This is a genomic window from Archangium violaceum, assembly GCF_016887565.1.
In the GTDB taxonomy this organism is placed as follows: domain Bacteria; phylum Myxococcota; class Myxococcia; order Myxococcales; family Myxococcaceae; genus Archangium; species Archangium violaceum_B.
Map to the genome: position 1 here is coordinate 821,920 of NZ_CP069396.1, position 20,942 is coordinate 842,861.

The 20,942-nt window shown below is 70.0% G+C and carries 19 protein-coding genes; 11 read left to right on the top strand and 8 right to left on the bottom strand.

The window, feature by feature from the left end:
* Positions 1-172 precede the first annotated feature (172 nt).
* On the top strand, positions 173-2,680 hold the full coding sequence (locus tag JRI60_RS03490; RefSeq protein WP_204224452.1) for an alpha-amylase family glycosyl hydrolase: 2,508 nt from the start codon (positions 173-175) through the stop codon (positions 2,678-2,680).
* Positions 2,681-2,695: 15 nt separating this feature from the next.
* On the opposite strand, the gene JRI60_RS03495 is transcribed toward JRI60_RS03490, so the two are convergent.
* Complete coding sequence (locus JRI60_RS03495; RefSeq protein ID WP_204224453.1) at positions 2,696-3,145, bottom strand: thioredoxin family protein; 450 nt, start codon at positions 3,143-3,145, stop codon at positions 2,696-2,698.
* A gap of 277 nt (positions 3,146-3,422) precedes the next feature.
* Between JRI60_RS03495 and JRI60_RS03500 the strand changes: the two genes are divergently transcribed.
* On the top strand, positions 3,423-4,715 hold the full coding sequence (locus JRI60_RS03500) for a universal stress protein (protein WP_204224454.1): 1,293 nt from the start codon (positions 3,423-3,425) through the stop codon (positions 4,713-4,715).
* Between the two features lie 24 nt (positions 4,716-4,739).
* Here JRI60_RS03500 and JRI60_RS03505 read toward each other — a convergent pair whose 3' ends face one another.
* From JRI60_RS03505 to JRI60_RS03525, 5 genes are all read right to left on the bottom strand, one after another.
* Positions 4,740-5,042, bottom strand: a complete 303-nt coding sequence (locus tag JRI60_RS03505; protein ID WP_204224455.1) for a DUF2087 domain-containing protein — start codon at positions 5,040-5,042, stop codon at positions 4,740-4,742.
* Positions 5,043-5,060: 18 nt separating this feature from the next.
* Positions 5,061-5,744, bottom strand: coding sequence for a hypothetical protein (locus JRI60_RS03510; RefSeq protein WP_204224456.1), 684 nt, complete (start codon positions 5,742-5,744; stop codon positions 5,061-5,063).
* A 14-nt stretch (positions 5,745-5,758) separates the two neighbouring features.
* The gene (locus JRI60_RS03515) at positions 5,759-6,172 is read right to left on the bottom strand and encodes a hypothetical protein (RefSeq protein ID WP_204224457.1); all 414 of its coding nucleotides are present in this window, start codon (positions 6,170-6,172) and stop codon (positions 5,759-5,761) included.
* Positions 6,173-6,383: 211 nt separating this feature from the next.
* On the bottom strand, positions 6,384-7,043 hold the full coding sequence (locus JRI60_RS03520) for a metallophosphoesterase (protein WP_204224458.1): 660 nt from the start codon (positions 7,041-7,043) through the stop codon (positions 6,384-6,386).
* Between the two features lie 70 nt (positions 7,044-7,113).
* A complete protein-coding gene (locus JRI60_RS03525) occupies positions 7,114-8,097 on the bottom strand; it encodes a lysophospholipid acyltransferase family protein (RefSeq protein WP_204224459.1) in 984 nt (327 codons plus the stop codon).
* Positions 8,098-8,190: 93 nt separating this feature from the next.
* On the opposite strand from JRI60_RS03525, the gene JRI60_RS03530 reads away from it, so the two are divergent.
* Both JRI60_RS03530 and JRI60_RS03535 read left to right on the top strand, forming a co-directional pair.
* Positions 8,191-10,932, top strand: coding sequence for a M1 family metallopeptidase (locus JRI60_RS03530; protein WP_204224460.1), 2,742 nt, complete (start codon positions 8,191-8,193; stop codon positions 10,930-10,932).
* A gap of 144 nt (positions 10,933-11,076) precedes the next feature.
* Positions 11,077-11,310 (top strand): hypothetical protein, encoded by a 234-nt coding sequence (locus tag JRI60_RS03535; protein WP_204224461.1) that lies wholly within the window; start codon positions 11,077-11,079, stop codon positions 11,308-11,310.
* Between the two features lie 9 nt (positions 11,311-11,319).
* Here the strand turns inward: JRI60_RS03535 and JRI60_RS03540 are convergent, their stop codons facing one another.
* Positions 11,320-12,069, bottom strand: coding sequence for an enoyl-CoA hydratase (locus JRI60_RS03540; RefSeq protein ID WP_204224462.1), 750 nt, complete (start codon positions 12,067-12,069; stop codon positions 11,320-11,322).
* 152 nt (positions 12,070-12,221) lie between these two features.
* Between JRI60_RS03540 and JRI60_RS03545 the strand changes: the two genes are divergently transcribed.
* Together JRI60_RS03545 and JRI60_RS03550 are read left to right on the top strand one after the other, a co-directional pair.
* Positions 12,222-12,896 (top strand): DUF1361 domain-containing protein, encoded by a 675-nt coding sequence (locus JRI60_RS03545; RefSeq protein ID WP_239470319.1) that lies wholly within the window; start codon positions 12,222-12,224, stop codon positions 12,894-12,896.
* A gap of 30 nt (positions 12,897-12,926) precedes the next feature.
* The gene (locus JRI60_RS03550; RefSeq protein WP_204224464.1) at positions 12,927-14,477 is read left to right on the top strand and encodes an ATP-binding protein; all 1,551 of its coding nucleotides are present in this window, start codon (positions 12,927-12,929) and stop codon (positions 14,475-14,477) included.
* Between the two features lie 3 nt (positions 14,478-14,480).
* Here the strand turns inward: JRI60_RS03550 and JRI60_RS03555 are convergent, their stop codons facing one another.
* A complete protein-coding gene (locus JRI60_RS03555; protein ID WP_204224465.1) occupies positions 14,481-15,395 on the bottom strand; it encodes a ribose-phosphate diphosphokinase in 915 nt (304 codons plus the stop codon).
* Between the two features lie 136 nt (positions 15,396-15,531).
* Between JRI60_RS03555 and JRI60_RS03560 the strand changes: the two genes are divergently transcribed.
* The 5 genes from JRI60_RS03560 to orn all read left to right on the top strand — a co-directional run bounded on the left by JRI60_RS03560 (position 15,532) and on the right by orn (position 20,942).
* A complete protein-coding gene (locus JRI60_RS03560) occupies positions 15,532-17,409 on the top strand; it encodes a hypothetical protein (RefSeq protein ID WP_204224466.1) in 1,878 nt (625 codons plus the stop codon).
* A 124-nt stretch (positions 17,410-17,533) separates the two neighbouring features.
* Entirely contained in the window at positions 17,534-18,229 is a 696-nt protein-coding gene (locus tag JRI60_RS03565; RefSeq protein ID WP_204224467.1) for a phosphoribosyltransferase, read from the top strand.
* Positions 18,230-18,248: 19 nt separating this feature from the next.
* Positions 18,249-18,923 (top strand): dienelactone hydrolase family protein, encoded by a 675-nt coding sequence (locus JRI60_RS03570; protein ID WP_239470320.1) that lies wholly within the window; start codon positions 18,249-18,251, stop codon positions 18,921-18,923.
* Positions 18,924-19,058: 135 nt separating this feature from the next.
* Positions 19,059-20,345 carry a bifunctional alpha/beta hydrolase/OsmC family protein gene (locus JRI60_RS03575; protein ID WP_239470321.1) on the top strand — a complete coding sequence of 429 codons (1,287 nt, stop codon included), beginning with the start codon at positions 19,059-19,061 and terminating at the stop codon, positions 20,343-20,345.
* Positions 20,346-20,369: 24 nt separating this feature from the next.
* Positions 20,370-20,942: an oligoribonuclease gene (gene orn / locus JRI60_RS03580; protein ID WP_204224470.1), complete on the top strand. Its 573-nt coding sequence runs from the start codon at positions 20,370-20,372 to the stop codon at positions 20,940-20,942.

Below are 20,942 nucleotides of genomic sequence, written 5' to 3' on the forward strand. Positions count from 1 at the left end.
CACCTGAGCTCGGGCTGGTCTTCTCACCCGGCGGAAAAGACCGGGCACTGGCTGTGGACTGTCCTGCCCCCGCGTATGGTGAGGCGCGGAGTGAGCGCGGCTCGAACCGCACCCTCTCGACCGTGGACCAGGAGTACACATGCACCGGTGCCTTCGCTATTCATTGACCCCCTTGTTGGTCGGCCTGCTCGCGCTCGCTGGCTGTGATTCGCACGATGACCCCGATTCGGGTGCCGACGCCGGCTCGGACGCCGACGCCGGCTCGAACGCTGATGCCGGCTCGAACGCTGACGCCGGGTCCGTCGACACGACCCCCTTCATCCGGATCCACTACCGCCTCCAGGAGGGGGGAGATCCCAAGACGTGGGGTGTGCACTTCTGGGGAGCCGGCTCCACGTCTCCCGAGTGGGGGGCGCCGCGGCTGTTCGACAAGACGGACGACTTTGGCGCGTATACCGACGTGAAGGTCAGCGTGACGGCGGATACGGACGAGGCGCTGCTGGGCCTGATCCCCGTCCAGTGCTCGGGCGGCAATTGCAAGCGGGACATCGAGACGAGCGTGCGCTTCGTCGACCTCGCCAGGGACGCGGCCACTCCGAACATCGCCGAGTGTTGGATCACCCAGGGACAGGCCGTCCAGACGACGAAGCCCGCCTCGAGCAAGCCGTCGTTCAAGATCCTCCGCGCGAAGGACTTCATCGACCTGGGCAACGGCGGTGTCCGCCTGATGTTCCATGTGGCACCGGGCTCGACGGGCACGGTGCGGTACGGGGTGGCTCGGGACGCGCTGGACCAGGAAGTCACGTGGGCGGCGACCGACGACATCAACAAGAAGGGCCTGCTCCTCGGCCCGCTCGCCCCGGGAAAGACCGTCTATTACCAGATCCACTCGACCCTGCGGACCGCGACGGAGGTGCTGGAGGACGAGACGCCCGTGCTCGAGCTCCTGCCCCTCCGGTTCTCGACCGTCTCCGCCGCGGCCGACTGGGCGACGTGGGGCGGCAAGGGCATCATGTATCAGCTCATCGTCCGCACGTTCGCGGATGGTGGCGCGCCCAGGGTGGTCTCCGACTCCAGCGGGGAGAGTGGCATCGATCCCTCCACGCGGGATGGCGTGGGAGATCTCGTCGGCCTCAAGAGCATGCTGCCCTATCTCAAGCAGCTCGGAGTCGACGCCATCTGGATGACGCCCGTGTTCAAGGCGAAGAGCTACCACGGGTACGACACGACCGACTTCTATGACATCGATCCGGCGCTCGGCACGCGGAAGGACTTCACGGACCTCACGGCGGCCGCGGACGTCCTGGGCATCCACATCATCCTGGACCTCGTGCAGAACCACGTCGCCGACGTGAATCCCTGGTTCGTGGCGGGCTCGAATCCGAAGGACCCCCAGTTCGCGAAGTACCACGACTGGTTCGTCTGGTCGGATGAGCACTCGAACATGCTGGCCGACAAGCACCCCTGGGACGATGCGGCGCTCGTGTGGGCCTGCAAGAACTATATGTGCTACCACCAGATCTTCGGCACGGCGATGCCGGAGCTCAACTTCCGCAACCCGGAAGTGCGCGCCGAGATGAAGAAGATCGCCGAGTTCTGGGTCAAGCTCGGAGCGGACGGCTTCCGCCTCGACGCCTCGAAGCACATCGATCAGTTCGACGACAACCATGGCATCTCGCTCGCCACGCACGGCACGCACGTCTGGTGGAAGGAGTTCAACGCCTTCGTGAAGAAGGGCATCCCCCTCCCCGCCGGTGCTCCGCCGGTGCTCCTGGCCGGAGAGAACCGCTGGGACGAACCGCGCCTCATCGGGAACATGGTGCCGTACGCCAGCGACATGGATTCGCAGTTCGACTTCCCCTTCCGCGGGCTCGTCGGCAATTTCCTGCGCGGAGAGGTCGGTGACGATGCCGATTTCGTGAAGTACATCCAGACGCTCAATCAGGCGGCTGGCGATACGGCGGCGGGCGGCAATCCCAATCACTACTTCGAGCGCTTCCTGTCGAACCACGACCTGAACCGGCCGGCGACGGACATCGAGGAGGCCGGAGGCTTGGTCTTCGCGATGCAGAAGCAGGCGGCGACCATCGTCTTCACGGTGCCCGGGATGCCCGTCCTCTATTACGGCGAGGAGTTCGGCAAGAAGGGCAAGGCGGACAAGTTCCTCGGCAACGAGGGCTGGGTGCACGACGAGCTCGTCCGTGAGCCCATGAGCTGGTTCCAGAAGGTGAGCTTCACCGGCGACAAGCAGTCGTCGTGGGACATCGACTTCGCCCGGACGAACGCCGCCAACGCGGAGCTCGGGCTGCCGGCGGGGGTCTGCAAGGCGCCCAACCCGGAGTACCCCTACATCAAATACATGTCGGAGGATGACCCGCACTCGTGGGCCGCCCAGAAGGATGACCCGGACAGCCTCTTCAACTACTACAAGAAGCTCATCGCCATCAGGAAGGCGAACGCGCTCATCACCGACTCGAGCACCCGGTTCGTGACGGTCCAGAACACCGCCGAGACGTTCGAGTACACCCTGACCAAGGATGGCAAGTCCCTGACGGTGGTCCTCAACCGTCTGCCCGAGGCGCGGAAGATCTCCCGCACGTCGGAGGCCACGGACCTGCTCACCGGCGCGAAGGGCACGTCTTTCGATGTGCCCGAGTTCGGTGCGTTGATCCTCCAGTAGGCCCGCCAGAGGCCCTCACGCCGAGGCCCAGGGTCCTCCACCCTGGGCCTCGGACAGGGCCCAGCGCTCCAACTCCTGTTGCGGCATCAGCCCGCTGCGTCGCGTCACCTCGCGGCCGCCCGAGAAGACGACGAAGGTAGGAATGCCCCTCACGCCGAGCTGGGCGGAGGCCTGGGGGTTCTCATCGGTGTTCAGCTTCAGGACGAGCAGCCGCCCCGCCTGGGCGCGGCCCACGGCGGTGAGGATGGGCGCGGCGGCGCGGCACGGGCCACACCAGGGCGCCCACAAGTCCAACAGGACGGGCACGGGCGAGGCCTTCACCGCCCGCCACAGCGCCTCTCCATCCACCTCCTGGGGCGCGCCCGACAGGTCGAGCGGGCGCTGGCAGCGCCCGCAGGTGGGCTGGCCGGGGGGACGGGACTCGGGCACGCGGTTGAAGGCACCACAGGAAGAGCAACGGAACATGGGGACCTCCAGGCCTCTTCGTTGAAAGGTAGCGATGCCTGTATCGCAAGCGGGGGGCCGGGTCCGTCCGCTCGCGTGCCCTGGGGGCGGGCGCGCAGGCTTTGCGGTGCCCTCTCCGGGAACGCAGCTTTTACGTGGGATGAGCGGGGACGGAGGGGTGGAGCGGGGCTTGCACGTTCCACCCCCACGGAGGCCGCCGCTGGCTAGAGTGCCGGTCGACGAAGTGAACCGAAGTCCCCACGCCCCGCGAGGGCCCGAGTCCCCTGGAGCCGAAGCCATGTCCATCCTCTGTGCCACCCACTTCTCGGACGCCGCCCAGCGAGCGGCCACGGCCGCGGCGGAGCTCGCGCGGAAGATGGACGAGCCCCTCTTCCTGGTGCACGTGCTGCCGTCGGACCTGTCGAGGGCCTTCGGACAGCCGCTGGTGGACACGGCCCGGGCGGCCCTGGGCGACGAGGTGCGCCGGTTGGAGAAGCTGGGCGCGCGGGTGAGCCACCAGCTGCTGACGGGTGAGTCGGCGGTGGAGCTGGCGCGCTTCGCGGAGGAGAAGGGCGTGTCGCTGGTGGTGACGGCGTCGCCCACGAGCGCCTCGCCCTTCCTGGGGCTGGGTGGCACGGTGGATCGGCTGGCCACGGCGCTGCCGGTGCCGCTGCTGGTGGTGAGGGACGCGGAGCCCTTCGAGGCCTGGGTGAAGGGCGAGCGCCCGTTGAAGGTGATGCTGGGGGTGGACCGCTCGCAGACCTACATGGTGGCGCGCGACTGGGTGAGGGGCCTGCGGCGGTATGGCGCGGTGGAGGTGGTGGCGGCCCGGGTGTACTGGGCGAACGAGGAGTACGAGCGCTTCGGCCTGCCGCACCCGATGGTCTTCCAGCAGGTGACGCCGGAGCTGTACCGCGCGCTGGAGCAGGAGGTGCGCTCGCTGGTGACGCCGCTGGACGCGGAGGGCCAGCCGGTGCGGGTGCGGCTGGAGTCGGGCCTGGGGCGCATCGCGGACCACCTGGTGGCGATCGCCGCGGACGAGAAGGCGGACATGCTGGTGGTGGGCACGCACCAGCGGCGCGCGCTGGGCAAGCTGTGGAGCGTGTCGCACCACGCGCTGCGGCTGGCGAAGATGTCGGTGGTGAGCGTGCCGGTGATGACGGAGCGGAGCGCGGAGGGCGTGGTGCCCACGCTGCGCTCGGTGCTGGTGGCCACGGACTTCTCGGACGCGGGCAACCAGGCCATTCCGTATGCCTTCTCGATGCTGCCCGCGGGCGGCACGGTGCACGTGGTGCACGTGAGCGACAAGGTGGTGGACCGGGAGCGGGAGCAGGAGTTGCGGCAGCGGCTCCAGCAGTTGCTGCCCCGGGACGCGGAGGCCCATGGGCGCAAGGTGGAGCTGCTGGTGCTGTCGGACGGGAGCGCGGCCACGGCGATCCTCAAGGCGGCGGAACGGCTGAGCGTGGACGTCCTCTGCGTCGGGACGTACGGGGCCTCGGGGTTGAAGAAGGCGCTGATGGGCTCGGTGACGCAGGAGGTGATGGCGCGCGCCGACCGGCCCGTGCTGGTGGTGCGCCCGCCCAGGGCGTAGGCGTCGTCTGGCGTCGCGGTGGGCTCAGCCCCGGGGATTGTCCGTCCGGGGCACCTTCCAGTAGCGCCGGCCATCGGGCGAGCGATCGATGATGCGTGCGTCGTAGAGGTCGCGGCGCAGGAGCGCCCAGTCGCTGAAGGTGTGCAGGGCCTTGAGCAGGTCGTTCAGCTCGCGCTCACTCCATTCGGTCCCCTCGGGGAGACGGGCCGCCAGATAGTGCAGGGCCTCGAGCTGGTCGGTGCGCTTGGAGGGCCAGCCCTTCAACCGGCCCTCGGCATCGAGGTAGTGGGAGAGCTTCTTGGAGACGGAGACACTCGGGTCGTTCATGGCGGGGGGGTCCTCTCTTCAAGGCTTCTTCGGCTCCCGAGCGTCGAGTTCCGCTTCGATGGTGGCCAGCTCGGCTTCGGCCACGGCGGCACGAGCATCATGTGCGGCGGCCGATTCCGGATCCATCAAGCGCCAATAGGGGACGCTCCACTGCCAGGCGGACCGGACATGCTCTCGGGCGGGGCCTTGGAGGAGCTGCTGGCAGCGTGTGGAGTGTTGGAGGACGTGTTCGAGCACAGCGCGTACGGTGCCGTGTGAGTCCACCGCGTGCAGGATGGCCTGGTGTGCCTGAGAGAAGGTGGAGATGGCCTCATCCAGCTGACGTGCGAGCCTGGAACTGACCTCGGGCAGGGAGTGACATCCGAGTATTTCCTCGGGGATCGCGAAGTCACAGGACCGGGGTTCGGTTCCATCTCCCCATTCGGGCACGGGCGCTGTGGGCACGGCGAGCAGGTGCTGGGCGAGCTGCACGGCACGAGGCGCATGGTCCTCCGCATCGTGATTCGCCTGGATGTAGAGCTCGTACAGTTCGCTCCAGAGTTGGGTTGTCTTCTCCCTCGCTCCCAGATCGGCCTTTCGTACTCGGAGGCGCATGAGCAATTCCCCCAGGTCGGCGTCCAGCTCACGGAGCTGGAACTTCAGCTCGAACCAGGGCTCCTCGTTGGGGAGGTCGGGTAGCAGGGCTTCGACAGGTCGCCGCATGGCCAAGGCCGTTTCTAGAGGCAGGGCAACAACTCGCCGATCTCCTCGCCCATCATGCGGGCCACCATGGCGAGACGGGCTTCGATATCGGCGATCTGCTCGGGAGTGCGAGGGGGTTGGTTCCTGGCCTTGCCGAGAGAGGCCATGAGCTGATTGCGGCTGCGGCAGTTCTTCATCTTTTGTTGGATGTTCCTCACGGCCGTCTTGATTTCGCGCCACCAATGTCTGTGCGTCCGCTTGTTCGGGGGCTCTCCTGGTGGCACGCCACCCACCTGATCCAACTCGAGGATGAGCGCCAGATGTCGCGCGATGTGTATCAACTGGCTGTTGATGGATTCACCATCGATGGCCGTGGCCTGTGTGGCGGAGTCTTCCAGGTTGGCGATAGCTTGGGTGGCTTCTGCGGCGTCGCGGACCCTCTCGACCACCTGCCGGGTCGATGACGTCGTAGCAGGGCCGCAAGACTCCGCGGATGGGTACTTCCGGAGGCAGCACTCGTAGCTGTTGCCACACTCGAGCAGAGGGTGCTGTGCGGCCGACGGCAGGCACCACAAAAGCGCAGCCAGTAAGAGGATTCTTCGCATCGCGCACCTCTCCGCATAGCAGTAGAGAGCGCCCATGCCGTCTGGTGCAAGCCCGTCAGAGCTCCATGTACACCCGCTTCGCCTCCACCGAGTAGAAGCGGGCCTCGGGCAGCACGTACGCGGTGAGCCGCCGGCCGTAGACGCACCCCGAATCCAGCCCGATGGCGTGCGGATGGCGCTGCACCCCGCGCAGCGCGTCGTGGCCGAAGATGATGAGCTCGGGCCCCTTCCACAGGCTCGCCCATGGTGCTCCGTCCTCCAGCTTCTTCGACGGCTCTCCGTCCGGCGTGATGCTCCGCAGGTTGAGCATCAGCTCCGGCTTCTGCTCCTTCAGCGGTACTCCGGGCACCAGCCCCGCGTGCACCACCCGGACGTTCAGCTCCGGGATGTGCAGGTGCAGCGGCAGTGATTCGAGGTACTCCCAGTCCTCGTCCTCCAGCGTCTCCAGCACCTGCTTGTGCTCGCGCTTGAGCTTCTTTCCCTCGGGCATCTTCCCCGCCCGCCAGCGCAGCACGTGCTCGTCGTGGTTGCCTCGCACCGCCAGCAGCCTGCGTTTCCTCGCCCGGCGCACCACTCCCGCCGAGTCCGGTCCCTTCGCCACCAGGTCCCCCACCAGCACCACCCGGTCTCCCTTCCGGTAGCCGCACTCCTCCAGCAGCGCGTCGAGCTCCTCCGCGCAGCCGTGCACGTCTCCGATGAAGATGGTTCGCGTCATGGTGCTCGTGTCGGACGGGGACGACCCTCACCCTAGCCCTCTCCCAGGGGGAGAGGGGACATACACGGATTCAACCCTGGAGGCTGGGGGGGCCTTCCGGCGGGGGTTGCACCTTCCACCTCCGGTGCAGCCACAGCCACTGATCCGGGTAGCGCCGGATGTACTTCTCCAGCACCGCCGTCACCGCCGCCGTGTGCGCCGTGATGGCGTCCTGCTCGCTCACTCCCTCGGGCGGTGGAATGGGTCCCTCCACCTCCAGCCGCAGCCTGCGCCCGCTCGCGTCCCGTACTCCCATCACCACGAACACCGGCGCCCCCGTGCGCCGCGCCACCACCGCCATCGCCGGTGTCGTGGACGCCGGCCTCCCGAAGAAGGGCACGAACACCGCCGCCTTCGCCGGCAGCGCCTGGTCCAACAGCATCAGCACCGACTCGCCCAGCTTCACCGCCTCGTGCACCTGCGCGATGGCTCCCTTCGGGTAGATGAGCCCCACCCCCGCCTTCAGCCGGTTGTCCACGATGCGCATGTTCAGCGCCCCCTTCAGCGGGCGCACGAGCGCGTTCAACGGAATCCCTCGCTGGCACACCAGCTTCCCCGCACGCTCCCAGTTGCCGAAGTGCGCCGTCACGATGATCGCTCCCTGCCCCTTCGCGACCGTCTCCTTCAGCGCACCCCACGCCCCTCCCTGCACCTCCGGCTCCGCCCACCCCAGCTCCACGTGGTCCCTCTCGTCGATGGACTCGAGCACCACGCGCGTCATGGTGACGTAGGCCCCGAGGGCAATCCTCCGCCGCTCGGCCTCGCTCATGTCGGGGTACGCATGTCTCAGGTTCTCCAGGGCCACCCGGCGGCGGATGCCCAGGGAGAACGCCAGCCACCCCACGAAGCGGGCGAGCGCGTCGCGCGTGGACGCCGGCAGCGCGCACACCGCGTCCAGCAGCCGGTTGACGACCCACCCCACCACCGGCCCCGGGCGCTCGCCGAGCACCTGGGTGAGACGGGCGGGAGGAACGGGAAGGCGCGGAGACTCGGGAGCGGAGACAGGGGCGGACACGGCGGCACTCCACCTGGAAGCGGCAGGCCAGGCAAGGGGGCTTCCACCGCCCGGCGCTACCTTGCCCGCCCTTCCTGCGCTACATCCCCGCCCATGCCCAAGACGACCCGACGCGCTCCGCTCGTCCTCCTGGCCGCCCTGTCGGCCTGTGTCGCTCGCCAGCCCCTTCCCGCTCAGGACTCCGCCAGCGCTCCCCCAGCCCAGGCGGCGGCCCCGGCCGCTCCCGCCCGGCCCGAGCCCGTCTCGCCCTCGTTGCGCCTGCCAACGCGGGTCCGCCCCACCGGCTACACCGCCGAGCTCACCGTCGACCCCGCCGCTCCCACCTTCCAGGGCGTGGTGGACATCGACCTGGAGGTGAAGGAGGCCACCGATGTCCTCTGGCTTCACGGCCGCTACCTCACCGTGAAGGAGGCGACGCTCACCGTGGACGGCCGGTCCGTGGCCCTCACCCCGGCCAGGGGCAGCGGGGACTTCCTCGGCTTCGTGCCCGACTCCCCGCTGCGGCCCGGCGCCGCGCACCTGCGCATCGCCTACGAGGGCCAGGTCTCCGAGCGCGAGGTCATCGGCGCCTTCCGCACCCTGGAGGATGGGGCGTGGTACGCCTTCACCCAGTTCGAGCCGACCGGAGCGCGCCGCGTCTTCCCGTGCTTCGACGAGCCGGACTTCAAGGTGCCCTGGCAGCTCACCCTCCACGTGCCCGCGGGCAACGTGGCCGTCACCAACACCCCGCTGGTGAGCGAGTCGCCCCGCCCGGGCGGTGGTACCACCTGGCGCTTCGCCCGCACCCAGCCGCTGCCCAGCTACCTCATCGCCTTCGGCGTGGGCCCCTTCGACTTCCTGGAGGCGAGGCCCTCGGGGGAGAAGGCCGTGCGCACCCGCATCATCACCCCGCGCGGCCGCGCCGCCGAGGGCACCTATGCCGCGAGCGTGACGCCGGAGATCCTCGGTCACCTGGAGCGCTACTTCGGCATGCCCTACCCGTACGAGAAGCTGGACGTGCTGGCCGTGCCGCTCTTCGGCGGCGCCATGGAGCACCCGGGCCTGGTGACGTTCAACTCGGGGCTCATCCTGTCCAGGCCCACCGAGGACTCGCTCTGGAGGCAGCGCCGCTTCTACGACGTGCAGATGCACGAGCTGGCGCACCAGTGGTTCGGCGACCTCGTCACCATGGCGTGGTGGGACGACCTGTGGCTCAACGAGTCCTTCGCCACCTGGGCCGCGTCGCGCCTCGTCGAGGACTCCCGGCCCGCGTGGGACGCCTCCATCGAGCGCGTGCACACCCGCTCCCGGGCGCTGACCACCGACAGCCTGGTGACGGCGCGCCGCATCCGCCAGCCCATCGAGACCGAGGATGATGTCTTCAACGCCTTCGATGGCATCACCTATGGCAAGGGCGCCTCGGTGCTGGCCATGGCCGAGTCCTGGCTGGGCCGCGACGTCTTCCAGCGCGGCGTGCGGCGCTACGTGCGCGCCCATGCCCACGGCAACGCCACCGTGAAGGACTTCCTCGACGCCCTCTCGGCCGAGGCGGGCAAGGACGTGTCCGGCGTGCTGGGCTCCTTCCTGGACCAGGGCGGCGCGCCGCTCGTCACCACGCGGCTGGACTGCTCGGGCAAGGTGCCGGTGGTGAAGCTCTCGCAGCAGCGCTTCCTGCCGGTGGGCTCCGCGGGCGACGCGAGGCAGTTGTGGAAGGTGCCCCTGTGCGTGCGCTACGGCACGGGCCGGCAGTCGGCCCGGGCCTGCACCGTCATGGAGGGAGAGACGGCCGAGCTGGCCCTGACCGGGGCTCGCTCCTGCCCCACCTGGCTCCTGCCCAACGCGGAGGGCGCCGGCTACCTGCGCGCCTCCCTGGATGGACAGATGCTGGGCCGGCTCCTCTCCACCGAGAGCCGTCAGCTCACCCGCGCCGAGCGCGTGGCCCTGCTCGGGGACGTGCGGGCCCTGGTGAGCGCGGGAGCGCTGCCGGCCGCGGACGTGCTCGGCCTGCTGCCGGGGCTGGCCGCGGAGAAGGACCGCCAGGTGTTCCAGGCCTCGTTGGACCTGCTGAGCCTCCTCGAGCCCAGGCTTCTCTCCGATGCGCGCCAGGCGGACCGGGCGCGCTTCCTGCGCGACATCTATGGAGCTCGTGCCCGGGCGCTCGGCTTCACCCCGCGGGCCCACGAGGACGAGGACACCCGGCTGCTGCGCCCCGTGCTGCTGGACATCGCCGGCAAGCAGGGCGGGGAGCCGAAGCTGGTGGCCGAGGCCAGGCAGCTCACGGCGAAGTGGCTGGGGGACCGGGAGTCCCTCGCTCCCGAGCTGGTGGGCCCCACGCTGGGCATCGCCGCCGCGCATGGAGATGCCGCCCTGCACTCGAAGCTGATGACGGCGCTGCGCTCGGAGAAGGCACGCAAGACGCGGGACCAGCTCATCGGCGCGCTGGGCGAGTTCACCTCTCCCGAGCTGGTGCGAGAGAACCTGAAGCTGCTGCTGGATCCCTCCGGGGACCTGCGCGAGCTGGGGTCGCTGCTGCGCGCCGCGGCCGGGGACGTGCGCACGCGCGACGTGGCCTACGCCTTCGTGAAGGAGCACTACGAGGCGCTCGCCGCGCGCCTGCCGGAGGAGTACGTGGATGGGCTGACGCGGACGGCCAGCGAGTACTGCGACCCCGTGCACCGCCAGGATGCCGCCGCCTTCTTCAGCGAGCGCAGCGCACGCGCCGCCGGAGGCACCCGGACCCTCGCCCAGATGCTCGAGGGAATGGACTTGTGCATCGCCTTCAAGGCGGCGCAGGGCCCCGGCATCGAGTCCTTCCTCTCCTCGCCCAGGAAGGTGCGCGCCCCGGCCGGACGCTGAGGGCTGTCGTCCGCAAGACAGTCGAGTCTTTCCGGGTTTTGGGTGGAAAACAGAGCCCACGGTCAAGACCCGGCTGCCTTGACCGTCCCAGAGGGGGACCCCTAGCCTCTTCACCCGGAGTAGCGGTTCCCCTCGGAGGCGACGATGGCGCACGCGAAGGATGACGGCCTGTCTCCCGTGGTGGTTTCCCGGTTGTCCGCCGAGGAGGAGACGACCTCGGCGGAGGTGCCCGCGCGGCCCATCCTTCCGCGCACCCCGCCCCGGGTGTGGCCCCCGGTGTCGCCGGCGGACATGGGGCGGGTGGTGCGGCGGCTGAAGGTGGCCGAGCGCCCGCGTGAGCCGGAGCCTGAGGTGCCGCTGCGGAACACGGGCACGTGAGGGGCGGCGCTACTTCTTCTTGGAGAGGAAGGCGTTGAAGGCCTCGCGGGCCTCGGTCGAGCCGAGCCGCTGGACGAAGAGGGCGCCCTCGCGCGAGAGGGCCTCGTCCACGGTGGCGCGCACGGGCTCGCGCAGCAGGCGCTTGGTGAGGCGCAGCGACTCCACGGGCTTGGCGGCGAGCGCGGCGGCGCGCTTCTGGACGAGCTCGGCGAGGCCGGCCTCGGGCACCACCTGGTTGACGATGCCGGCGCGCAGGGCGGTGGCGGCGTCGAAGGGCTCGCCGAACATGAGGAGCTCGGAGGCGAGCGCCATGCCCGCCAGGCGGGGCAGCAGCACGCTGGAGGCACCCTCGGGGCTGAGGCCCAGGTTGACGAAGGGCATGCTGAAGACGGCGCGCTCGGAGGCGGCCACGTAGTCACAGTGCAGCAGCAGGGTGGTGCCGATGCCCACCGCCACGCCGTCCACGCCGGCCACCACGGGGCGGGTGTGGTGCGCGAGGGCGCGCAGGAAGCGGAACACGGGGCTGTCCTCGCCGGTGGGAGGCGTCTCGAGGAAGTCCTTGAGGTCGTTGCCCGCGGTGAAGGCGCCGCCCGCGCCGGTGAGCACCACCACGCGCACCGCGTCGTTCTTGTCGGCGTCGAGCAGGGCCCAGGCGGCCGCGTCGTACATCTCGCCGGTGAAGGCGTTCTTCTTCTGGGGCCGGTTGAAGGTGAGGGTGAGGATTCCCGCGTCGAGGTTCGTCAGCAGCGTGTCGGACATGGGAGGGAGATTAGCCGGAGCGGGGCTGGCCCGGGGCTTGCTTCGTTGCCCGGGTGGAAGCCTCGAGGCCCTGTCCTTATGTCTCCCCCTGTCCACACCTGTGGTTGCCGAGCCACGGCACGGTGCACCCGATGATGACCTTGCGCTCCCGAGTGTTGTCCCTCCTCCGACTCCACGGTTTGCTGCCGGTGCTGCTCAGCGGCACGGTGGCCGTCGTGATGCTCCAGGCCCGGCTCGAGTGGAGCGGGAGGATGAGCTTCATCTTCCTGGTGTGGAACCTGTTCCTCGCGTTCGTGCCGTATGGGCTCGCGCTGCTGGCGGGCCTGCTGCACGCGCGAGGGCTGGCGCGGTGGTGGAACCTGCTGCCGTTGGGGGTGGCGTGGCTGCTGTCGTTCCCCAACGCGCCGTACCTGGTGACGGACTTCATCCACCTGAAGCCCCGGCCGGGCGTGCCGATGTGGTTCGACGCGGCGATGCTGGCGAGCTTCGCGGCCAGCGGGTGGTTGATGGGGCTGCTGTCACTGGAGGTGTGGAAGCGGCTGTTGGAGGAGCGGTGGGGGAGGGCGGCGGCGTGGGGAGGGGTGCTGGCGGCTTCGGTGCTGTGCGGCTACGGCATCTACCTGGGGCGCTTCGAGCGGTGGAACAGCTGGCATGTGCTGAGCAGGCCGGGGTCGCTCTTCGAGGCGGTGCTCGGGCACCTGAGCGAGCCGCTGACGTACCGGTGGCTGGTGGGGACGACGCTCGTGTTCGCCGCGCTGGTGCTGCTCTCGTATCTGGCGTTCGAGACCCTGGTGACGAGGTGCCGGACGGCGCGGGTCCGGGCGTGAGCGTAGCCGGCGAGGTGTTACCTTGTTCCCATGCCTCGCTGGTTCAACACCGCTGGTCCCTGCCGAGCGGACCGCAATTACATGCTTCCCGCCTTGCGGCGCCTGCCGGAGGTGCTCCCTCTCATCGACCAGGAAAGCTACTTCGTTCTTCACGCTCCCCGGCAGGTGGGCAAGACGACGGCCCTGCGGGCACTTGCCGAGGAGCTCACCGCCTCTGGGCGGTACGCCGCGCTCCATTTCTCCTGTGAGAGCGGAGAGGTGGCAGGCGACGACTTCACTGCCGCCCAGCAGGCCATCCTGTCGCGCATCCGCCGGAGCGCCGAACTCTACCTGCCCGCTGAACTGCACCCACCTCCCTTCCCCGAGGCTCCCGACATCTCGCTTCTGGGCACGGCTCTCGCTGCCTGGGCACGCGCCTGTCCTCGGCGCCTGGTGCTCTTCTTCGATGAAATCGACGCCCTGCGTGGCCAGAGCCTCCTGAGTGTACTGCGCCAGCTCCGCGACGGCTTCTCCGACCGCCCCACCGGCTTCCCCACTTCCGTCATCCTGTGTGGCCTGCGTGACGTGCGTGATTACAAGGTGACCTCTGGCGATCGCGGCCATCTGGGCACCTCCAGCCCCTTCAACATCAAGGTCGAGTCGCTCACCCTGCGCAATTTCACGCGCGACGAGGTGGCCGAGCTGTACCAGCAGCACACCGACGACACTGGCCAGGTGTTCCTCCCCGAGGCCGTGGATCGAGCCTTCTATTGGACGCAGGGTCAGCCCTGGCTGGTCAACGCGCTGGCGCGGCAGATGGTGGAGCAACTGGTGACGGATCGGAATCAGCCCCTCACCGCCGCCCATGTGGACGTCGCCAAGGAGATCCTCCTGCGACGTCAGGACACGCACCTGGACAGCCTTGCCGAGCGCCTGCGCGAGCCTCGCGTGCGGCGCATCCTCGAGCCCATGCTCGCCGGCATTGCCCTGGGCGACGTGCCCGAGGATGACCTGCGCTTCGTCCAGGATCTGGGTCTGGTGCGCATGGCGTCGACCGGGGGCATGGAAGTGGCCAACCCGCTCTACCGGGAGATCATCCCGCGGGTGTTGGCGAACACGGCGATGGCCTCGCTACCCCGGCTGCCCGCGACATGGCTGCGGGCCGACGGTCGGCTCGACATGGAGCGCCTCATGGAGGCGTTCCTCGCCTTCTGGCGACAGCACGGCCAGCCGCTGCTGGGAACCGCGCCCTATCATGAGATCTCTCCCCACCTGGTGCTCATGGCCTTCCTGCACCGGGTGGCCAATGGCGGCGGCACGCTGGAGCGCGAGTACGCCATCGGTACGGGGCGCATGGACCTGTGCCTGCGCTACGGGCCAGACACGCTGGCCCTGGAGCTGAAGGTGTGGCGCGATGGAGAGAAGGACCCGCTGGAGGAGGGGCTGGCCCAGCTCGACGGCTACCTGGCCGGGCTGGGGCTCGAGAGCGGGTGGCTCGTCATCTTCGATCGGCGCGGCGGCCAGCCGCCCATGGCCGAGCGCACCCGAGCCACCCCCGCCACGACCCCCGCGGGCCGACAGGTAACGGTGGTTCGGGCCTGACCGTCAGTGCCCGTTGCCCGTGACGCGGCGGATGGCGTCGGCGAGCAGCGGGGCGAGGCTCACCACCTCGTGGTGGAAGGGCAGCTCCCTGTGGGGCACCACGCTGTCGGTGGAGATGAGGCGGCGGATGGGCACCTTGCTCAGCCGCTCCACCGCGGGACCCACCAGCAGCGCATGGGTGGCCACCACCGTAATCTCATCCGCGCAACCCGCCTCGCGCACCGCCTCCGCCGTGGCCGCGATGGTGCCTCCCGTGGAGATGAGGTCGTCCACGATGATGGGCCGCAGCCCCTTCACCTCACCCACCAGTCCCCGCACACTCACGTCGGCACCGCTCGTCCGGCTCTTGTGGACGATGGCCAGCGGCAGCCCCAGCTGGCGCGCGTACCGCTCCGCCAGCTTCACCGCGCCCAGGTCCGGCGACACCACCACCGCGCCCGGGCCCGCGAGCGGACGCACGGCCTCGGCCAGCAGGGTGCCCGCGTTGAGGTGCTCCAGCGGCATGGCGAAGCAGCCCTCCAGCGAGGGCGTGTGCAGGTTCACCGCCACCAGCCGCTCGAAGTGTCCGCGCTCCAGCAGGTCCGCCACCAGCTTTCCGCCGAGCGCCTCGCCGGTGCTCGTGCGCCGGTCCTGTCGCGCGTAGCCGAAGTAGGGCAGCGCCGCCATGAGCCGCTTCGCGCCCCCTCGCCAGCACGCGTCCGCCATCAACAGCAGCTCCAGCAGGTTCTCTCCCACCGGCGGCACCGTGGGTTGGATGAGACACACGTCGCGGCCTCGCACGTCCTCCTGGAGCTCCACGTGCAGCTCGCCATCCGGGAAGCGCTCGAGGTTGCACTTGCCGAGGGGACGTCCGAGGGCTCGGGCGAGCGACTCGCCGAGCGGGCGGTTGGCGGTGCCGCTGAAGACGGTCAGGTCCATGCATCTCTCCGCGCGTCCCGTGGGGCCGGGCCGGCCGCTCCGGGTGGTTCGCATCATCCCTCATTCCGCAGGCGCTGACCCGGGGGATTCGTCCCATTGACTTCCCCCGTCCGCGCGCGGGAGGTTCGGGGCCCTCGTGCGCCCGCCCGTCGTCGGACTCCTTCGTGCCCTCCTCGCCGTCGTGCTCGGGGGGCTGCTGGTGCGTGGCCTCTCCAGCTTCGCGCCGGGGAGCGCCCATGTGGGCCTCTTCGACGCCGACATGGCCATCCCCGTGGTGATGGCCAATGGCTCCTCCGGCCACCGGCTCTTCGACGCCTATTATTTCGGGCAGGACCGTTTCGGCGCCTGGCCCTACCTGCTCGCGCGGCTGGCGCGAGGGGTGCTCGGCTTCGACTGGACGGCCTCGCGGCTCTTCTGGGCGCATGCGACGGCGGCGCTCCTGGCCGGGGTGCCCCTGGCGCTCCTCTCCCGGCGCGCGGGCCTGGTGGCCGCGGCCGCCTGCGCGCTCGTGGCCGTGACGAATCCCTCCGTCTTCCACAGCTTCCTCAACCTCAGCCAGCCCTATGCGTGGCAGGTGCTGGCGATGTGTGGCGCGTGGGCGGTGCTGCACTCGCTGCTCCTGACGCCGGAGCGTCCCGGCGGGCGGCTCGTGGTGCTCGCGGTGCTGTCCTTCCTCGCGGTGTGGATGTCCCCCACGAGTGGCCCGCTCCTGGTGCTGCTGCTCGGGGTGGAGCTGCTGGCCCTGCGAGGCCCGGAGTCCTGGCGCGAGCGGCTGTGGCGCGCCGTGCCCGTGGGGCTGATGGTGGCCGCGGGCATGGCGGGTGAGCGGACGCTGCGCTGGCGCTACCACCGCACCGTGCGGCGCGCCTTCGGCACCGACTTCCAGACGGAGGTGCACCTGGACGTGGGGCACCTGCTCGACAACGCGCGCGCCCTGGCGGCCGTGTGGGCGCGGGATGGCTGGAAGCTCGCGCTGGGGCTGACGGTGGTGGGGGTGGGGGCCTGCCTCGTGCTGCGGGTGAGGGCCTGGCGAGGCGCGCGGGCCGTCCAGGTGCCGGAGGGCTGGGAGGCGCTGACGCTGGCCTCGGGGGCGGCGGCGGTGGCCCTGGCCAACTTCGCCCTCTGCGCGGCGGTGAACCACGTCCGCAACAACCTCTACCACGAGCGCTACCTCACGCTCTCGCACCTCTTCCTCGCGATGGCCGCGGCGCTCGTGGTGCTCGCGGGAGCGCAGGCGCTGCTGGCGCGCACGCGGGCCTCGGAGGTGGGAGGGCCCCTGTTCGCGCTGGGGCTGCTGGGGGCCGCGCACCTGGGGATGCCCGCGCCGGCGCCGCTGCCCGAGGAGCGGGTGCTGGAGGACACGGCGCGCGCGCTGCAGCCGGAGCACGGACAGCGCATCCTGCTCGGGGGCTACTGGCACACCTACCCGTACGCGGCGCTCGCGCGGCCCGGGTCGGTGGTGGCGGTGCCCGTCGAGTGGGACTACCAGCGCACGCGCTTCGACTGGGCGCGGCTGCGCGCGGCGGACGAGGTGGTGGTCAACCACGCGGAGCTCGAGGCCTTCGGTCCGGCGGACGCGCCACACGCGCTCATCGGCCAGCTCGGGGTGCTGCTGCGCCTGGTGCGCACCGCGAGCCCGCGCGAGGGCTTCTCCCTCTACGCCCGCGCGGACCGGGAGGCCCTGCCGGTGAAGCTCGAGCCCTCTGCGTCGGAGTGGAACCTGTGTGACGTCTCGGCGCGCGCCAGGGTGCGCTTCGAGAGCACCGGGCCGGTGACGGTGCTGGTGCGGAGCATGGGCGTACGTCCGGGTGCACGGACACCGCGGGCCCTGCTCGCCGGACGGGAATCACCGGTGGAGGTGCTCCCGGACTTCTACCGGGTGCGTGTGGAGGCGCCAGTGGGGAAGGACATTCCCCTGGAGCTCGGCGTCGGCACGGGAATGGCCGGAGACGCACCGGGATGCCGGGTGCAAGACGTCTTCGTGCTGCCCGGGTCCACGTCCGCGACGCGCTGAGCACCGGGGGCCGGGCGGAGCGGATCCGAGAGAACGGCCGGGCCCTCGCAGGGGCGTCGGGAGCCAATGGCGTGCGCCATGCTTCTCCTAGACGAGGGACGCGTGTGTCCACCGGGAGGAGCCCATGCGCTTTCGAGACAGAAAGGACGGGGGCTGTCAGTTGGCGGCCCTGCTGAAGGGATACCGGGACGAGTCTCCCCTGGTGCTCGGTCTACCGCGAGGCGGAGTCCCGGTGGCCTACGAGGTCGCCCGCACGCTGGGGGCGCCGTTGGACGTGTGGGTGGTGCGCAAGGTGGGAGCGCCGGGGCAGCCGGAGCTGGGGCTGGGGGCGGTGGCCGAGGGGGGAGCGCTCTTCCTGGACCGGGGAATGATCCGGTCGCTGGGCTACTCCGAGACGGAGGTGATGCAGGTGGCCGAGCGAGAGGCGGAGGAAGTGTCGGTCCGCATCGCGCGCTTCCGCGGCCCGCATCCGGCGCCGGACCTCGAGGGACGTACGGTCCTCCTGGTGGACGACGGCGTGGCCACGGGTGGCACGATGCGAGCGGCCATCCGGGCGCTGAGGGAGAGGCGCCCACGGAAGATCGTGCTCGCGGTGCCGGTGGGCGCGGTGGAGTCACTGGACTCGCTGAGCGCCGAGGTGGACGACGTGGTCTGCGCGCATCCAGCCGAGTTCATGATGGCGGTGGGCGAGTTCTACGAGGACTTCCGTCAGACGTCGGACGAGGAGGTGCAGCGATTGCTGGCGCGGGCGCGCGAGGAGCGCCAGGGGGCGAGCGGCCCCGACGCGGTGATGGATGCCGGGGACAATTGGTGGGTGTGAGCGCGAGAGGAGGAGCGACATGGCCGTGGAGCGGGAAGTCGAGGTGGTGGCCGGGGATGTGAGGCTCGGAGGGACGCTCGCCGTTCCGGAGGGTGCACGGGGGCTGGTCATCTTCGCGCACGGCAGTGGGAGCAGCCGGCACAGTCCGCGCAACCGGTACGTGGCGTATTCGCTGCGGATGGCGGGGTTGGGGACGCTGCTGTTCGACCTGCTGACGGAGGAAGAGGAGGAGGAGGACGAGGTGACGGCGGCGCTGCGCTTCGACATCGACTTCCTGGCGAGGCGGTTGGGAGAGGTGACGGACTGGGTGTTGGGGCATCCGGAGCTGGGACGGATGCGGGTGGGCTACTTCGGGTCGAGTACGGGGGCGGCGGCGGCGCTGGTGGCGGCGGCGGAGCGCCCGAAGACGATCGCGGCGGTGGTGTCGAGGGGAGGGAGGCCGGATCTGGCGGGGGGGGCGTTGGAGCGGGTGGTGGCACCGACGCTGTTCATCGTGGGAGGAGCGGACGACGTGGTGTTGGAGCTGAACCAGCGGGCGATGGAGAGGCTGGGGGGGCCGAAGGAGCTGGAGGTGATCGCGGGTGCGACGCACCTCTTCGAGGAGCGAGGGGCGTTGGAGCGGGTGGCGGAGGTAGCGGCGGGCTGGTTCACGCGCATCCTGGGGGTGCCACAGGAGCTCGAGACGAGACCCTGACCCAAACCCCCTCTCCCTTCGGGAGAGGGACGGGGTGAGGGTATCTCGGGCCCCAGGTTCTCTCCGTGTCAACCCCCTCTCCCTCTGGGAGAGGGCTGGGGTGAGGGTCATCACATGGAGCCCCGTACACAAGAAGTGAGCTTCCGAGGAGCCCGGGGTCGGAAGCTGGAAGCGAGACTGGACCTTCCGGCGCGCAAGCCGGTGGCGTACGTGCTGTTCACGCACTGCTTCACGTGCGGAGGAGAGCTCTTCCCGGCGAGGGCCATCAGCCAGGCGCTAACGGAGCACGGGCTGGGGGTGCTGCGCTTCGATTTCACGGAAGCGGAAGCGGAAGCCCACGCCGAGCCCCAGCACGACTTCACGGACGTGGGAGACGTGCGAGCGGCGGTGGACTACCTGCGTAAGAGCCACGAGGCGCCGAGGCTGCTCATCGGGCACAGCCTGGGAGGCACGGCGGTGCTGCGAGTGGCGAGCGAGATACCCGAGGTCAAAGCGGTGGCGACGCTCGGAGCGCCCTTCACTCCGAGCCAGGTGCACGGGTTGCTGGCGCCGGTGCTCAGGGAGGCGGAGCGGGAGGGAGAGACGCGGGTGCGGCTGGGGGCGGGGGCGATGCGCATCTCGAGGCACTTCCTGGAGGAGCTGTCCGAGGAGCGGATGGAGGAATGCGTGGGTCAGCCGGGGCGGGCGCTGCTGGTGATGCACGCGCCGGCGGATGGGGTGGTGGGGATGGGGAACGCGCGGCGAATCTACGAGGCGGCGAGACAGCCCAAGAGCTTCGTGGCGTTGGAGGGAGCGGACCACCTGTTGAGCGGGCCGGAGGATGCGCGCTTCGTGGCGGCGGTGCTGGGGGCGTGGGCGGGGAGGTACGTGGGGGCGAGGGAGGTGGAGGAGCAGCGCGAGTCCCAGCCGGAGCTGTCGCAGGGGAAGGTAGAGGTGAGCGAGGCGGGGGAGGGTGCCTTCGCGCAGGACATCCGGGTGGGGAGGCACCGGCTGAGGGCGGACGAGCCGACGGCGTACGGGGGTTTGGACACGGGCCCATCGCCCTACGGGCTGCTGGCGGCGGCGCTGGGGGCGTGCACGGCGATGACGTTGCGCCTGTACGCGCGGAAAAAGGGGTGGCCGCTGGAGCGCGTGTCGGTGACGCTGAACCACGGCAAGGTGCACGCCGAGGACTGCCAGCACTGCGAGACGAAGGAGGGGATGGTGGACCGGATCGACCGGAGGGTGAAGCTGGAGGGGCCGCTGAGCGAGGATCAACGGAGGAGGCTGTTGGAGATCGCGGACCGCTGTCCGGTGCACCGCTCGCTGGAGTCGGAGATCGACGTGCACACGCTGCTGGAGGAGGATGAGACCCCCACCAGCACCACCACCCCTCTCCCTCCGGGAGAGGGACGGGGTGAGGGTATCGCGTCACCGTTCTGAAAACCCGGGTTAGACTGAGCTCCCATGCCGGCACCAACGCCTCCCCCCTGTTTCGTGTGGCTCGACCTGGAGATGACCGGGCTGGACCCGGACGAGTCCGCCATCATCGAGATTGGCGTCATCATCACGGGCCCGGACCTGGTGCCGAAGGCGGAGCTGGAGCGGGTCATCTGGCAGCCGGAGGAGGTGCTGGCGCGGATGGAGCCGGTGGTGAAGGACATGCACACGCGCAACGGGCTGCTGAAGCGGGTGCGCGAGTCGCCGACGTCGCTGCGGATGGCGGAGCGGGACGTGACGGCGCTGGTGGCGCAGCACTGCGGGCTGGGGGAGGGGGTGCTGTGTGGCAACTCCATCCACACGGACCGGCGCTTCCTGGTGAAGTACATGCCGATGCTGGACCGGTACCTGCACTACCGGCAGGTGGACGTGACGAGCATCAAGGTGCTGGGCAACGCGTGGTTCCCGGACATGGTGCCGCTGAAGAAGACGTCGTCGGGGCACACGGCGCTGGCGGACCTGCGCGCGAGCATCGCGGAGCTGACGCACTACCGCACGCACCTGTTCCGCGCGGCGACGGGGAGTCAGGGAGGCACCTGA